The following is a 15,191-nucleotide window of genomic DNA, read 5'->3' on the forward strand; positions in this document are numbered from 1 at the left end:
AAGAGAGAATAGTATGTCACAAGATTACCATGAAATGAAGCAAATAGAACTCCTGCTTCACACTATCATTGAAATGCTAAAGAATTTGAACAGCGAAAAAAGAAGTTCATGCATCTACACACAAAAAGAGATTTTAGATTTGCTCAGTATTTCCCCTAACACATTAAAGTCATGGGAAAATAGAGGTCTAAAACGTTTAGAACCACCTATTGAGGGTACTAGAACCGTTTACTATCATATTGATACTGTTTTAGAGTTTTTAAGCCACAACTAAAAGTGAAATGTGCTAGAATAGAAGTATCAAAAAAGAAAGTGAGATACTATCTATTTTAGCTTTTTTCAATTCTTCGATTGATTGAGGAGAGCAACTATGAATATAGAAAAAATCACCCATAAAGGCAAAACCGTCCTCAAGAAAGTAAAGGATAATGGCGAGATTAGTTATTCAGTAAAGAGCGTCTATCTAGGCTTAGATATAAAGACTGGAAAACCTGTAAAAACAACTGTAACAGCTAAAACCCTACGATCCTTAGATCGTAAAATTATTCAAGCTAAAATTGATTGGGAAGAAAATGGTTCAACAAGGAAAGAAATTTTTAGCATTGCTACCTTGTCAGATCTAGCTGAAATGTGGTTCTCCAACTACGAAACTTGGGTCAGCTCAGATAACACTCTAAACCGAGTGAGGAACTATCTAGACACCTATATCCTCCCCAAATTCGGACACTATCAACCAGATAAAATCACTTCTTCCGATATACAAAAATGGATTAACGAGCTTGCCCAAAAATCTAAAGAATCTGTCGATGCCGGTAATAAACGAGCTAAAAAAGGAAGCGCAAAAGATTTTGGAGCAATCGCCCATAAATTAAGGGAAATTTTTAATTTTGGCATAACACATTTTGAACTCAAATATAATCCTGTTCAATCTATCAAGATTCCACCAAAACCAAAAAGCAATCAAAAACGCATTATGGTTCTTCATGATGAAGATTTAACTATCTGGCTAAATTTCGTCGATACTTTACCTAATACTAGGGCTAATCGGCGATTTAAAGTTATCTGCGACAGTCTACTTGCTTCAGGAATGAGAATCAATGAGCTATTAGCTTTGACTATATATGACCTTGATTTTGAAAGTTCTGAAATATTAGTCACTAAAACTCTTGTATGGAAAAATGCAAACCCTAAGTTAGGATTAAAAGGAAAGGTTGTTTGTAAAAATACTCCTAAAACTGATTCGGGCAATAGAAAAATAGCTGTTCCGTACCAAATTATTGAGCAACTTCAAAACTTCCATGATGAAATGAATCTTTATTTCAAGAAGAACGGTCTTTCAAAAAGCAAGTTGATTTTCCCAACAATTTACGGAAACTATATGTGCGATAGGAATGAACGTGCTACACTCAAAAGACGATTACAGGAAGTTGATCTACCTGACTATGGTTTTCACTTATTCCGTCATACACACGCTTCTATGATGTTAAATGCTGGTATGAATTGGAAAGAGTTACAGGTTCGCATGGGACATAAGTCTATCAAAACTACTATGGACATATATGCCGAGCTTGCCCCTAAAAATCAAACACAAGCGGTAGATATTTATCTAAATAAAATTGCGGAGCTAACCTCATAAAATTCATGGCAACCTTTTTGGCAACCTCTGACAGTTTTATCCAAATCAATAGCTTATAAACATTGATTTAATAGGGTTTATCACAACTAAAATAGATTTTAAGTATTCCTTACAGAAGTTAAGTAAGCATTCAATACGAATCAATACAGAAGAAAAACGCTGTCCCAAGCGTTTTTTTCTTTTGGTTAATTTCAGTACATTGCAATAAAAATCATTCGAATGACTACATTTTTTGTGAAATAAATTAGAGGCTCCAATATATAGAAGAATACAAAATCCCCTGCAAATCTACATTACAGGGGACTTGTGTGCTATTCTTGAACTTCTTTCTGAGCGGCCTTTCCTTGGTCTAGAAGAGCTTGGACGATTTTCTCATCGCGTAGTTTGACAGAATCGTTGATCATTTCTGCGGACTTGACGATGGTTGTTTCTAGTTGGGCACGTTTCTGACGTCCCAACTCAATAGCAGCGACGATACCTTGGTTTTGAGCGACCAGACTTTCAGCCAGTTTGGTAACCGATTCGACAGCAACTGTCGGGCTTTGGGCAATTCTCTCCATCTGAGGAATCACTTCCTTGCTGGTTTCAGCTAGCATCTGAAGGGCAGCATTGTTGGCATTGACAATAGCATCTGCCACGACACCCGATTTCATTGATTGTTGCAAAATACCAAGTTGGGCAATCGAAAGCTTCATTGTTGGAATAGTATTGCGACGAAGCATGCCCAATTTTTGGCGCATATCAGATGACACCTTCACAAGATTACGCATCTGAGGTGTTGTTGCCCAGGCAACATAGAGACGGCTGACATACTCAGTATGTTGTTGTTCGAGGGTATTAACCACTTCTGCCATGCGGGCCAATTCTTGTGATTTGGTTTGGTATTCTACCGTACTTGTATCGAGTTGGTCAACTTGGGCTTTCAGTTCGGCAGCGCGATTACCAGCTTCTGTCTGGCTGGCTTCGATAAAGGAAATCACTCCCACTAGATTTTCAATAGACTTGGTATTGTCCTCAATCAACATCTCAGCAGAGACGATATTTCGAGCTAAGACATCTTCTTGCTTGACCACTGCGGCAGCCATACCATCGAGCTTTTGCTCCACTGTTTTTGAGTCAAAGTAAAATTCTTGTAGGGTATTCTTGCTCTTGTTAAACAAGCGTTGCAAAAAGTTTGGCTTTTCTTCTAACTCAGCAATTTCAGCGTTCTTGTATTTGACGACAAAGCCTTGCAACTCACGGTTGGTATTCTTGAGAAGATCATCTACTTGGGGAATTTGTAGTTTCTTTTGTTCTGACAAGATACGATTTACTGTATTGTTCACACCTTCTACAGCAGATTGTCCAAAATCCAAAAGGGCATTTTGATTGGTGACAAACTGGTCTACTAACTGAGGCACGCGCGCCTTGATTCCTTCTTGCTGCTCAGGGCTCAACTTTTCAAGGAAGGTCAAGGTCTTGTCTGAGCCAGTATTGGTCTCGATGATTTGGGTTGTTATATCCACCTTAGCTACCGTATTATTGGCAATCTGGTCAATATCAAAATTAAATTCTGTCATGGTTACTCCTTTATTTCTAACCTATTCTTTGCGATCTTTTTCTAGGATACGCAGACTGATATCAAAATCACGCATATCTGTTTCATTGAGTTCTCTCAACACCTGGTCCAGTTCAAGGTCAAATTGTTCGATAGCTGCTTTAGCTTGCTCTAAGCGTTCTTCTGCCCGATTATAGTTTTTAGGATTGGCCTTAATCTTTAGATAGCCTTCTAAAATCGTTTGGAACTTCTCCATCTTCAAACTATGAATGGCAGTCAATTCTTCCTTATCACCCTCAGCCGAGGTAGCAATCTTGTCTAAAATAGCCTGATGATCAATAGCAATATTAGCCAAGGTCTGGGACAATTCTGGAGCTAATTCCTCTGGCTCCGCATTTTCAAGATCCACCTGACTTTCCCTATCCAAACGTTCTAGCTGAACATCAATAGTTGCCCTTACTGTACGAACCTTTTTATCAATACGATTATAGACATCATCATCGATATAGGACTTGAGACGATCCGCCTCCTGATGGATTTCCCGCAGTTCGATTAATACTTGATTGGCCAGACTCTTATAGGACTCTGAACCTTTTTCTACCAAGATTCTCTCTAACTGCTGAATATCTTTGTCCGCCTGACGAATTCGAGCTTTTAAAAGCTCAATCCGATCGTCGAGCGAAGCATCCTGTAAAAGAGGATAGCGCCAACGTTTATAGAGACGATAACCACCATAGCCTAGCAGGACACAAGCCGCAAGTGGGAGAGCATATTGAACCAAAAGGCCCAATAAGAACAAGAAGCCCCAAAAATAGAGACAGCCTTTCCAAAAACCATTACCTGATTTCATAAACATTCCTTATTTTCAATTTATAAGTCTATTTTAGCACAAAAGACAAAAATGAGGGCGGAAATCCCCTAGAAAAGAGTTGATTTCTTTGCTGTAGAATGGAACTTGGTAGCGCGTGTGCTAATTTCAGTGAAGCGGACTCAAACCACAAACACACTCTGATGAATATCAAAACAAAAGCTTGAAATATCGGAGGGGTTGTGTTAGAATGAAAGCATAAAGGGAAAATAATGCTTCTAGCATATATAACTAAAAAACCCCACCGTGCCACCGATGGGGTTTTTTGCTACCCTCTAAAAGGGTGCTACGTCTCTTTATCCATAGCTTGAAAAGCTCAGATAGTACGTTAACAAGTAACGGAGCTAGAAAAAGGGAAAGTAACTCTAGCATACATAACACCTCCCTTCATTAAACTGAGGAGGCTAAAATATTATATCATCAATATCGCGTCATTCTTGGAATAGATAGACCTAGATACACCAATAACCTTACTAGCAAATCTCTAAACAAACCCAGAGATCAACATTTTAAGACAAAGCAAAAAGCCCACTGTTGTAGGCTTTCTGTAAGATATATCTTAAAATTAAAGCATTTTGTTGTAGAATTCAACGACAAGTGCTTCGTTGATTTCTGGGTTGATTTCGTCGCGTTCTGGCAAGCGAGTCAATGAACCTTCCAATTTTTCAGCGTCGAATGATACGAATGCTGGACGTCCAAGAGTAGCTTCTACCGCTTCAAGGATAGCTGGGACTTTCAATGATTTTTCACGAACTGAGATCACTTGACCTGGAGTTACGCGGTATGATGGGATATCAACGCGTTTTCCGTCAACAAGGATGTGACCGTGGTTTACGAATTGACGAGCTTGACGACGAGTAGTCGCAAGACCAAGACGGTAAACAACGTTATCCAAACGACGTTCCAAAAGAAGCATGAAGTTGAAACCTAGGATTCCGCCTTTGATTTTTGTAGCTTGTACGAACAAGTTACGGAATTGTTTTTCACCTACACCGTAAGTGAAACGAAGTTTTTGTTTTTCAGCCAATTGCAAACCGTATTCTGACAATTTAGAACGGTTGTTTGGTCCGTGTTGTCCTGGTACGTAGTTACGACGTGCCAATTCTTTACCTGTACCTGTAAGTGAAAGGCCAAGGCGACGAGCTTGTTTCCAAGATGGTCCTGTATAACGTGACATGTGAATGTCCTCCTGATATAAATAATATTTCGGTGGAAATAGTCACTTAGAAAGCCCTGATTCGTGCAGATGCCCTTCGCCTAAACAGCCAAGGTTACTTATCATAAGACACCTGTTGACGAGCTTCATGCTTTCCTGCTGATATTTCACACAAAATCCATTTTACCATGAATGGCTAGATTTGTAAAGGGTTTTTAAGCTTTATTTTCATTACCAGAGAGGTTAAGAAGGAGGGTAAAGGTGCTTCCGAGGCCGTATTGGCTGGTAACTGTGATTTCTCCACCCAATTGATGGGCCAATTCACGCGCAATCGCAAGACCAAGACCATGACCACCTGTTTTCATGTTACGCGAAGTTTCTACACGATAAAGGCGTTTGAAAATATTCTCCAAATCCTCTGGGGCAATCCCCTGTCCCTCATCGGTCACACTGATTGAAAGCTGGTTATTTTCCAGCTTAGCCACCACTTCCAGCTTGGTTCCTGGAGCAGAGTATTTAAAAGCGTTATTGACCAGATTCACCAAGATACGAGAAAGTTTGGCATAATCTCCTTCAATCCGGGCAGACTCTGGGATTACCTGCAAATGGACATCTCGCTCCTCCTGCTCAATCAAGAACTGAAATTCACTCATGCACTCAATCAAGAGCTGATCCAGAAAAATACTGTCCTTGCTGGTCGTTTCCATCTGATTTCTAGCTGTATTTAGAGTCAAAAAATTCAACTCTTCAACCAGTTTATTGAGTCTTTCCGTCTGACGCCCAATCGTTGCTAGATAATGGTCCTGTTCTCCTTCCTTGATAACCCCATCCAAAATCCCTTCTACCGTCGCTTGGATCGAAGTGATGGGGGTCTTGATATCATGCGAAAGTTGAGCAATCATCAAGCCCTTTTCTCGTTCGCTTTCTTCCAAGGAATCAAAGGTGGCCTGCAAATCATGGGACATTTCATTGAAAGCTTGCCCTAATTGCTGAAATTCTACAGGTCCTTGAACCTCCAGATTTGCAGGGAAATCCTTGTCCGCTACCCGCTTGGCATGTTCCTTGAGTTTGCCCAATGAAGTAAAGACTGGCGATAGGAGAAAGAGACTAATCCCAGCACCGATAAAACTAGCCACGAGAGTCATACCCACTAGGAAATAAATTTCTCTTTCTTCAATTAGCATTCGCTGGATGGCCCAAAAAACCACGATAATCGTTAGGAGTGTTGAAATGATATACCCCACTAAAATATAACTTTTTAATTTCATTGACTACCTCGTGCTTTCTCAATTTTGTAGCCCAAGCCCCAGACGGTTTTGATGGTCGGTGTTTCTGCACTAGCATGTTTAGCCAACTCCTGTCGAAGAGCATGAATATGAACATTCAAGGTATTGGTGTCATCCACATAGTCTTCTTGCCAGACCTTTTCATAGAGGTCTGTCTTAGAAAAAACTCGCTCTGGATTGCTGGCTAAAAGCCATAGAAGTTCGAAGGATTTGACTGTCAAATCAAGCGCCACATCTCCGACTTGGACCTCATGGCTGCCGTGATTCATCCGTAAATCCCCGAGACTAACAACTTCTGTCTCACCTCCACGATGAAGCCGACGCAAGATATTGTGGACACGCAAAACCAGCTCACGAGGGCTAAAAGGCTTGGCAATAAAGTCATCTGCCCCTAAGCTCAGACCGTAAATCTTGTCCTGCTCGCTAGTCTTAGCCGTGATAAAGAGAAAAGGCTGATCTGGAGATTGATACTGAACTTCACTAATCAAATCATAACCATCCATCCGAGGCATCATGATATCTGTAATAATCAAATCAATCGGTTTTCGCTTGAAGATTTCCAAGGCCTCTACTCCATCATGAGCTACCAAAACCTGATAACCTGCCTGAACCAGATAGCGTTGATGAATATCTGTGATTTCTACCTCGTCGTCAACGAGTAAAATTGTCTTTCCCATCTGTCTCTCCTTTGAAAAAAACAGTGCTATACCACAATAGTATAACACTATTTTAATCACTTTACGAACATTCTAAACGATATCTGGATTTTTCAAATCCTAGATAGAAAGTCTGTAGTTAGACTAGTCATTTTCATCTTTTTTAGCTTTCAAACCGAGGCCACCTAATAGTCCTGCCAAGGCGAGTCCAAAGAATCCAATAGTAGCCATTGATGTTTGAGCTTCACCAGTATATGGAAGCATGTCTTTTTGCTCTTTCATTTGATCAGCCATCATTGGACTTGACACCTTGTTATTAGATGTCATCTTGCCTTCATCAGACGCTTTGCTTGAGACTGCTGGAGTTTGGTCTTGTTTCATGCTTGGTGTTGCCATTGGCTGGCTAGCATTCATGGTTTTGTCCTGCTCTTTGTTAGGCATCATCTTATCCTGGCTAGCAGCTGGCATTTGAGATTTCATCTCATCTTGATTGTCACTTGGCATTTGAGCGTTCATCTTAGACGCATCTTGATGACTATTCATCATTGGAGCCGGCATAGCTGAAACATTAGAAGATGGGACGAAGCCTGATTGCATCGGAGTAAGAGACTGATGTCCATTCAAGTTTACTGTCAAATCCTTAGTCGCTACAAGGTTGCTCAAGTCTGCCTTGCCGTCTTTAGCACCGTACACTTTGATGGTAGCTTTATAGCTTTGAGTGCCATTTTGTTTTAACAAGTCTAGAAGCTCTTTATCTGACTTACCTTGAGTACCTGCCAAATCTACTTCATAGAAGTAAAGGCCTTTGCCCAATTTCTCTACTGGTGGAAGGGCTGGATTTTTAGCTGAACCGTTGTCTGACCATGGAGCCTTGTCGGATGCTTTCAAGATAAGGCGGGTTAACATACCATCACCAGCGAAAAGTTCGTATGGAATAACTTGATTGACACCAGCTGTGAATGGACCAGGGAAGTTGGCTTTGTCCAAGTATGTAGCTGGAACATCTACTGTGTCTTTAGTATTGTCAGCCACACCTTTTTGGACTTCAGCTGGGGTGGTCAAGCCATTCAAATTGACATTCAATTCTTTAGTCGCTACAAGATTGTTCAAATCTGCCTTGCCGTCTTTAGCACCGTACACTTTGATGGTAGCTTTATAGCTTTGAGTGCCGTTTTGTTTCAAGAGGTCTAGAAGCTCTTTATCTGACTTACCTTGAGTACCTGCCAAATCTACTTCATAGAAGTAAAGGCCTTTGCCCAATTTCTCTACTGGTGGAAGGGCTGGATTTTTAGCTGAACCGTTGTCTGACCATGGAGCCTTGTCGGATGCTTTCAAGATAAGACGAGTCAACATACCATCACCAGCGAAAAGTTCGTATGGAATAACTTGATTGACACCAGCTGTGAATGGACCAGGGAAGTTGGCTTTGTCCAAGTATGTAGCTGGAACATCTACTGTGTCTTTAGTATTGTCAGCCACACCTTTTTGGACTTCAGCTGGGGTGGTCAAGCCATTCAAATTGACATTCAATTCTTTAGTCGCTACAAGATTGTTCAAATCTGCCTTGCCGTCTTTAGCACCGTACACTTTGATAGTAGCTTTATAGCTTTGAGTACCGTTTTGTTTCAAGAGGTCTAGAAGCTCTTTATCAGATTTTCCTTGAGTACCTGCCAAATCTACTTCATAGAAGTAAAGGCCTTTGCCCAATTTCTCTACTGGTGGAAGGGCTGGATTTTTAGCTGAACCGTTGTCTGACCATGGAGCCTTGTCGGATGCTTTCAAGATAAGACGAGTCAACATACCATCACCAGCGAAAAGTTCGTATGGAATAACTTGATTGACACCAGCTGTGAATGGACCAGGGAAGTTGGCTTTGTCCAAGTATGTAGCTGGAACATCTACTGTGTCTTTGGTATTGTCGGCTACGCCTTTTTGCACTTCAGCTGGAGTGGTGGCTGGTTGAGCTTCATTTGCTTCACGGTCTTGTCCAGAAACTGTAGGCGCAGGATTTGTTGCAGGTTTAACCGCATCCTCTGTTTCTTTCTTAGATTCTGATTTTGCTTGCACTTCTTCTTTTGGCGCTACCACTTGGTCTTTATCGGCTACATTCACTTTTTCTGGAGAACTTGTAGCATCCAAGCTTGCTTTAGGTGTTGAATCTACCTGTTCTGAAGGAAGAGCTGTATCGACTGCTTCTTTGAGAACTCCTACTGGTAAATCACTCTTTTCACTCACCGAAGTAGCATCTGGCCCAACTTGAGCAGGGGTTGGATTGATCGCATCGGCACGTACAGAACTTGGTTGACCAACTAGGACAAAAAAGCCACTGGCTACAACAACTGAGGCAACACCGACACTGAGACGACGAATAGACCAACGAGTATATCTTTGATTTGGATTGAATTTCATAGGATTCTCCTTAGAGTTTTTCTTTATTTGATGACTCTAGTATAATCTCCTAAAATTAAAAAGGATTAAGAAAAAGTTAAAATTTTTCTTAAATCCCTCTTATAAAATACTTATATTAATTAAATCCATAAACAGACTTGGTGATTTGATAGACGACATTAGAAAGTTTGCGAGCTGGTAAGACTGAATGTTTGGTCAAACGGCTGAGCATGGTCTTGCGGATAGCCTGAAAAACCTCTGGATTTTCCTGCTGAATATAGGTCCACAGCTCCCGTTTTTTGGCAAGATGCTCTGCTGTGCCTGATCGGTTGAGCAGGGCGCTGGAAATCACCGTAGTGATTTCAATATGATTCAGCAAATATTCTCGCATTTTTGGATGACTCACTTGGGACAAATCAAGCTGGTCTACCAAGAGTCGATTGACCTTGAGTTGCTGGTCAATGCGCCTAATCATCACTTGCTCATTGACAGACTGGTCCTCACGCCCAATCAAATAACGATAGAAATCGACAGGCAGATAGTACATGGTCTTGACCTGCTGAAGGGGGGTAAAGACAAAGAGATTATCGACATAAAAGGTATGCTCAGGCAGTTGGAACTGACTCGCTCGCAACAAATCTGTCCGATAAATCAGCGAGTGCATCATGATATACTGGCCTTTTGAGAAATTTCCGACCTGATCCCAGCCAAAAATCTGCTGGACAGGCAAGACTGACTCGTAACTCATACTCTTCTTACGAGACTGGCCTTCCTTTTCATAGACAAAATTGGTCACAAAGGCATCCACCTCTTGACCTTCACTCTCTAGTTCCTGCAAGGTTTCAAGAATCTTTAGGTAGGCACGAGGATCCACCCAGTCATCACTGTCAACTACTTTAAAATAACGTCCAGAAGCCTCCGCCAAGCCACGATTGACCGCACCGCCATGGCCTTTATTTTCCTGATAAATAGCTCTAACGATGCTAGGATACTTACTGGCTAAACGCTCAGCTATTTCCTGAGTCTGGTCCTGGGACCCGTCATTGATAATCAAAATCTCAACTTGCTCACCACCAATCACTAGCGACTCCACACAGTAATGAAGATAGGCTGCGGCATTATAGCTAGGGATGGCGATAGACAATAACTTCATGATCTACTCCTTTAGGGGACTGATTTTTTCTTATACTCAATGAAAATCAAAGAGCAAACTAGGAAACTAGCCGCAGGTTGCTCAAAGCACTGCTTTGAGGTTGTGGATAAGACTGACGAAGTCAGTTACCTATACCTATGATATCTACGGCAAGACGACACTAGTATGGTTTAAAGAGATTTTCGAAGAGTATTACTCTCTCTTGTCACTTCTCTCTATTTTACCATAAAGTCCCGTTTTTGAAGGACTTTTACTAGAATACAAGGGGTTCTGGTCTCAATTAGCTAATTTCTCAAAGTAACTTCCACTTGCCCAACCAAAGTGGAAATTAGTCTAAAACGGATTTTTATGGTGGAATTAAGTGTGAGACGTTTGAGTTAGAAATGAGGTCTACTATGACAAAACATAAACACCTTACCCTTTCAGACCGTAATGATATCCAATTAGGCTTAGAGCGCGGTGAAACCTTCAAAGCTATCGGACAATCCATTCTAAAAGACCCAACTACTGTTTCCAAAGAAGTCAAACGAAACAGACAAGTCCGAGAGTCTACATGCGATAACCTTCCTTGCCCTTTACTCGATAAGGCTCCCTTTGTCTGTAATGGATGCCCTAAAAGAAGACAAAATTGTGGATTTAAAAAAATCTTCTACCTTGCTAAACAAGCTCAAAAACAGTACGAACAAACTCTTGTCGAAGCTCGTGAAGGAACTCCCCTTAATTCCAAGGCCTTCTGGGACATGGACAAAGTCATTTCTGATGGTGTTAAAAAGGGACAACACATCTATCATATCCTCAAAACTCATAACCTTGATGTCAGTTCCTCAACCGTCTATCGACACATCCGAAAAGGATACCTATCTATCGCTCATATTGACCTAGCCAGAGCCGTTAAATTCAAAGAAAGACGGAAAAGGAAACTACCTTCCATCCCTAAAGAAGCTAAAAAAGGCCGTTCCTATGAGGATTTCCAAAACTATTTAGTCCTTAATCAACTAGACTCTTGGCTGGAAATGGACACAGTTCTGGGGAGGATGGGAGGTAAAGTCCTACTTACCTTCAACCTGTCTTTCTGTAACTTTATCTTCGCTAGGCTTCTGGATAATAAAACTGCCCTTGAGGTTACCAAACACCTCTATACCATCAAGAACACTCTTCATGAAGCTGATAAAGATTTCTTCCAACTCTTTCCTGTCATTCTTACCGATAATGGTGGAGAGTTTGCCAGGGTTGATGATATCGAAATGGATGTGCGAGGAGAGAGTAAACTCTTCTTTTGTGACCCTAATCGCTCTGACCAGAAAGGGAGAATTGAGAAAAACCACACACTGATTCGAGACATTCTACCTAAGGGAACTGCTTTTGACAACTTAACTCAAGAGGACATCAATCTCGTCTGCTCTCATGTCAACAGTGTCAAACGTGCTGCTTTGAATGGAAAGTCAGCCTATGAGCTCTTTGCCTTTACCTATGGAGAAGAGATTCCTAAGCTTCTAGGTATTTCTAAAATACCTGCAGAAGACGTCTGTCAGTCTTCGAAATTACTCCAACATAAGTTCTAAAAACTAACCTTTAACCGCATTCAAACGTCTCACACTAACTTCCACCATAGCGGAACTTAATCTGAAACGCTTTCAGATGAGGGGATTTTGTGCGCTCTTTTTTTCGATTCCTTTTGGTTACAAAAGCGATGAAATCAAGCATTAGTAAAACCAGTGGAACTTACCCTGACACGGATTTCCACTGGTTTTTAGGATTTTTATCAGACTAACTTCCACTTCTACTAGCGGTGGAACTTAGTTTGCGAATTTACCCTGGTCTCAATTAGGATACAAGTTCCTCTCTATTTGCCATCTTGGACATCAAAAAAGAGGGAAATCCCCTCCTTACGAATTTAATTCTGCCAAGTCATCTAGATACTGGTTGTTAATGACTGCTAAAATATAGGCATCTGCCTTCAAGAGGTCATTAGGTCCAAACTGGACATCTAGCGGTGAATTTTCTTGTTCACGAAATCCTAGGACATTGAGATTGTATTTGCCACGTAGATTTAGCTGGCTCAGACTTTGACCTTCCCAAACACTCGGAATCTTCATCTCCACGATAGACACATTTTTATCCAGCTGAAAGACATCAACATTGTTATGAAAGAGAATGGTCTGCGCTAGAGACTGCCCCATTTCATACTCAGGCGAAATCACCGAGTCAGCACCGATTTTTTCCAGCACCTTCTTGGCTGTCTGGCTTTTGACCTTGGCAATAACCCTTGGTACCCCCAAACTCTTACAGTGCATGACTGCAAGCACACTCGACTCTAGATTTTCCCCTGTCGCGACTACAACTGTATCACAGGTATCAATACCAGCGGTTCTGAGGAGTTCCTCATCTGTAATATCGCCCACAACTCCACGCGCCAAAACAGGCTCAAATTGATTGATACGCTCGGCGTGGTCATCGATGGCAATGATATTCATATCTTGCTTGGCTAGGGCCGTCAGGACACTACTCCCGAAAATCCCCAAACCTAAAATTCCAATCGTACGATCTGACATAGTTCTTCCTTTCTTATCCAATACTAATATCTGCTTTCATATACTGAATCAAATCTTTCTTATCAGGCTGGTAATCCGCTAGACTAACCAACAAGGTCAAAGGACCGATACGGCCAATGAACATGAGCACCATGACAATACTGAGGGCTAACTTGCCCAATTCTGGTGTCAGATTTGCCGTTACCCCAACTGTCGCAAGGGCTGAAATGGTCTCAAACATAAGGTAGATAAATCGCGGTGTTCCTTCTGCTGTAATTCCCAGCAACACCAAGCCCAACAGGAAGGTCATCAAAAAGATAATGAAGACACTAAAGGATTTTTGGACTGTGCGAGCCTCAATGGTTCTCTGCGCCACATTGGCATGAGGTAAGCCCAGCAATTCACTACGCGCAAAGACCAACAAGACAAAGAAAGTCGTAATCTTGAGCCCCCCAGCCGTCCCTCCAGGAGCTCCACCGAGAAACATCTGTAGGATATAGATAAACAAGGTCACAGGCCGAGCTTGGGTATAGTCAATAGAAGCAAAACCAGCCGTTCTCATGCTGACGGTTTGGAAAAAGCTGACCAGCACTTTCTCTGGAACACTGAGATTGCCAATGGTCCCTGGATTGTGCCACTCCGTAAAGAGTGTGGATACTGTCCCAAACAGTAAAATCCCTGCAGTCAAGAAGAGGACCAACTTGGTGTGGAAACGCAGACGGCGTTTTTTCTTCTTGTCAAACTGGGTTGCCAAGTCAAACCAGACCATAAAGCCAAGACCACCTGTGATAATCAAGCCAGCAATGACTAGATTGATCAAGGGATCCGTCTGAAAAGCCACTAAACTGCTGCTGCCAAAATTATCAAAACCAGCATTACAAAAGGCTGAAATGGCTAAAAAGATGGAGGTAAAAATGCCTCTTCCCCAGCCGAACTCAGGAATAAAACGGAAACTTAGCAGGAAGGCACCCAAGCCCTCCACCAGAAAAGTCGTCAAAAAGATGGAGCGCATAAAGGCCTTCAGTGACCGAGTCTCCCCGTAACTAAAGCTCTCCTGAATAGTTTCACGACTGCGAAGACTGAGCTTTTGCTTCCCCTGAATATAAAAGACTCCGATAAAGGTCATGAGTCCCAGACCACCAATCTGGATCAAGAGCATACAAATCAACTGCCCCCAGACATTATAGGTAGTAGCCACTGGTTGCGTAGAAAGGCCAGTCACACAGACCATGGACACCGTCGTAAAAAGATGGTCAAAATAAGTGGCCTGCGAATCACTCGCCTGAACAAAGGGCAAACTCAAAAGGAGAGATCCTATAAAAATAACTCCAGCGAAACTCAGAAAAATTCGACGAGCAGGCGAAAGTCCGCCCAAGGCTCTTTCAATTTTTTTCACAAATAATTTGAATAACATACATCCATTGTACCATAAAAAGAAGAATAGTAGCTAAAACTGAGAGGCTATCTCAAGACAGAGTTCCAAAGCCTTCTCGAAAGCTTCTGAACCCCAGTCACGACTGTCGTACTGGTCCAAGTCTGCTAAGGAATCAGCTGTGAACAGCAACTCTCCCCAGAGAACTCCACGCAGTTGGGCTACTGCCGCAAGCGCAGAACACTCCATAAACTGGGCTGCTGGAGCGGAACCAACAGGAGCCTGAGCCAGACAGATCTCCTCGCCCTTGTAGTTGAAGACATAGACTGGATAGGTCTTGGTGGCAGAAACGAACTCACCAACACAGTCCGCCTCGACTTCCCTCGCATAGCGATCAATCTCTTCACCTAAAAAAGCATAGACACACTTCTTGGGCAAGTGCAAATCCAACCCCTCGTGATTGGGCATGATGACCGCCTGAGGATTGTCATCAAACTCTAAAATAGGAATCGCATGTTTCTGAATCATAACTCATCTCCTCTAATTTTGTACTATTGTATCAAAAGCTGACAAAGTGTCAAGGAGGGGAATAGAAAAAAACATCCCAG

The 15,191-nt window shown here is 41.9% G+C and carries 13 protein-coding genes; 3 read left to right on the forward strand and 10 right to left on the reverse strand.

What is annotated here, in order from left to right; all coding sequences use genetic code 11:
- The first annotated feature begins 13 nt into the window (after positions 1 to 13).
- Both FQT24_RS07465 and FQT24_RS07470 read left to right on the forward strand, forming a co-directional pair.
- Positions 14 to 274 (forward strand): MerR family transcriptional regulator, encoded by a 261-nt coding sequence (locus FQT24_RS07465; protein ID WP_075228103.1) that lies wholly within the window; start codon positions 14 to 16, stop codon positions 272 to 274.
- Between the two features lie 96 nt (positions 275 to 370).
- Positions 371 to 1,636 (forward strand): tyrosine-type recombinase/integrase, encoded by a 1,266-nt coding sequence (locus FQT24_RS07470; protein ID WP_143952597.1) that lies wholly within the window; start codon positions 371 to 373, stop codon positions 1,634 to 1,636.
- 311 nt (positions 1,637 to 1,947) lie between these two features.
- On the opposite strand, the gene FQT24_RS07475 is transcribed toward FQT24_RS07470, so the two are convergent.
- The 7 genes from FQT24_RS07475 to FQT24_RS07505 all read right to left on the reverse strand — a co-directional run bounded on the left by FQT24_RS07475 (position 1,948) and on the right by FQT24_RS07505 (position 10,680).
- Positions 1,948 to 3,195, reverse strand: a complete 1,248-nt coding sequence (locus tag FQT24_RS07475) for a toxic anion resistance protein (protein ID WP_143952598.1) — start codon at positions 3,193 to 3,195, stop codon at positions 1,948 to 1,950.
- A 21-nt stretch (positions 3,196 to 3,216) separates the two neighbouring features.
- Positions 3,217 to 4,023, reverse strand: coding sequence for a coiled-coil domain-containing protein (locus FQT24_RS07480; protein ID WP_143952599.1), 807 nt, complete (start codon positions 4,021 to 4,023; stop codon positions 3,217 to 3,219).
- 583 nt (positions 4,024 to 4,606) lie between these two features.
- Complete coding sequence (rpsD, locus tag FQT24_RS07485) at positions 4,607 to 5,218, reverse strand: 30S ribosomal protein S4 (RefSeq protein WP_000092756.1); 612 nt, start codon at positions 5,216 to 5,218, stop codon at positions 4,607 to 4,609.
- Positions 5,219 to 5,412: 194 nt separating this feature from the next.
- Entirely contained in the window at positions 5,413 to 6,465 is a 1,053-nt protein-coding gene (locus tag FQT24_RS07490; RefSeq protein WP_143952600.1) for a sensor histidine kinase, read from the reverse strand.
- Positions 6,462 to 7,160 carry a response regulator transcription factor gene (locus FQT24_RS07495; protein ID WP_000520650.1) on the reverse strand — a complete coding sequence of 233 codons (699 nt, stop codon included), beginning with the start codon at positions 7,158 to 7,160 and terminating at the stop codon, positions 6,462 to 6,464. Before FQT24_RS07495 ends, FQT24_RS07490 begins: the two co-directional genes overlap by 4 nt.
- Before the next feature lie 123 nt (positions 7,161 to 7,283).
- On the reverse strand, positions 7,284 to 9,548 hold the full coding sequence (locus tag FQT24_RS07500) for an SSURE domain-containing protein (RefSeq protein WP_143952601.1): 2,265 nt from the start codon (positions 9,546 to 9,548) through the stop codon (positions 7,284 to 7,286).
- 115 nt (positions 9,549 to 9,663) lie between these two features.
- Positions 9,664 to 10,680 (reverse strand): glycosyltransferase family 2 protein, encoded by a 1,017-nt coding sequence (locus FQT24_RS07505; protein ID WP_143952602.1) that lies wholly within the window; start codon positions 10,678 to 10,680, stop codon positions 9,664 to 9,666.
- A gap of 395 nt (positions 10,681 to 11,075) precedes the next feature.
- On the opposite strand from FQT24_RS07505, the gene FQT24_RS07510 reads away from it, so the two are divergent.
- Positions 11,076 to 12,242 carry an IS30 family transposase gene (locus FQT24_RS07510; protein ID WP_143951979.1) on the forward strand — a complete coding sequence of 389 codons (1,167 nt, stop codon included), beginning with the start codon at positions 11,076 to 11,078 and terminating at the stop codon, positions 12,240 to 12,242.
- Between the two features lie 324 nt (positions 12,243 to 12,566).
- On the opposite strand, the gene FQT24_RS07515 is transcribed toward FQT24_RS07510, so the two are convergent.
- From FQT24_RS07515 to FQT24_RS07525, 3 genes are read right to left on the reverse strand one after another with little or no spacing between them, the layout of a single operon-like run.
- On the reverse strand, positions 12,567 to 13,232 hold the full coding sequence (locus tag FQT24_RS07515; protein ID WP_143952603.1) for a potassium channel family protein: 666 nt from the start codon (positions 13,230 to 13,232) through the stop codon (positions 12,567 to 12,569).
- 13 nt (positions 13,233 to 13,245) lie between these two features.
- Positions 13,246 to 14,625, reverse strand: a complete 1,380-nt coding sequence (locus tag FQT24_RS07520; RefSeq protein WP_143952604.1) for a TrkH family potassium uptake protein — start codon at positions 14,623 to 14,625, stop codon at positions 13,246 to 13,248.
- 33 nt (positions 14,626 to 14,658) lie between these two features.
- On the reverse strand, positions 14,659 to 15,111 hold the full coding sequence (locus FQT24_RS07525) for a nucleoside phosphorylase-I family protein (protein ID WP_143952605.1): 453 nt from the start codon (positions 15,109 to 15,111) through the stop codon (positions 14,659 to 14,661).
- Positions 15,112 to 15,191: the final 80 nt, after the last annotated feature.

This window comes from Streptococcus mitis (genome assembly GCF_901542415.1).
GTDB classification, from domain to species: Bacteria; Bacillota; Bacilli; order Lactobacillales; family Streptococcaceae; genus Streptococcus; species Streptococcus mitis_BL.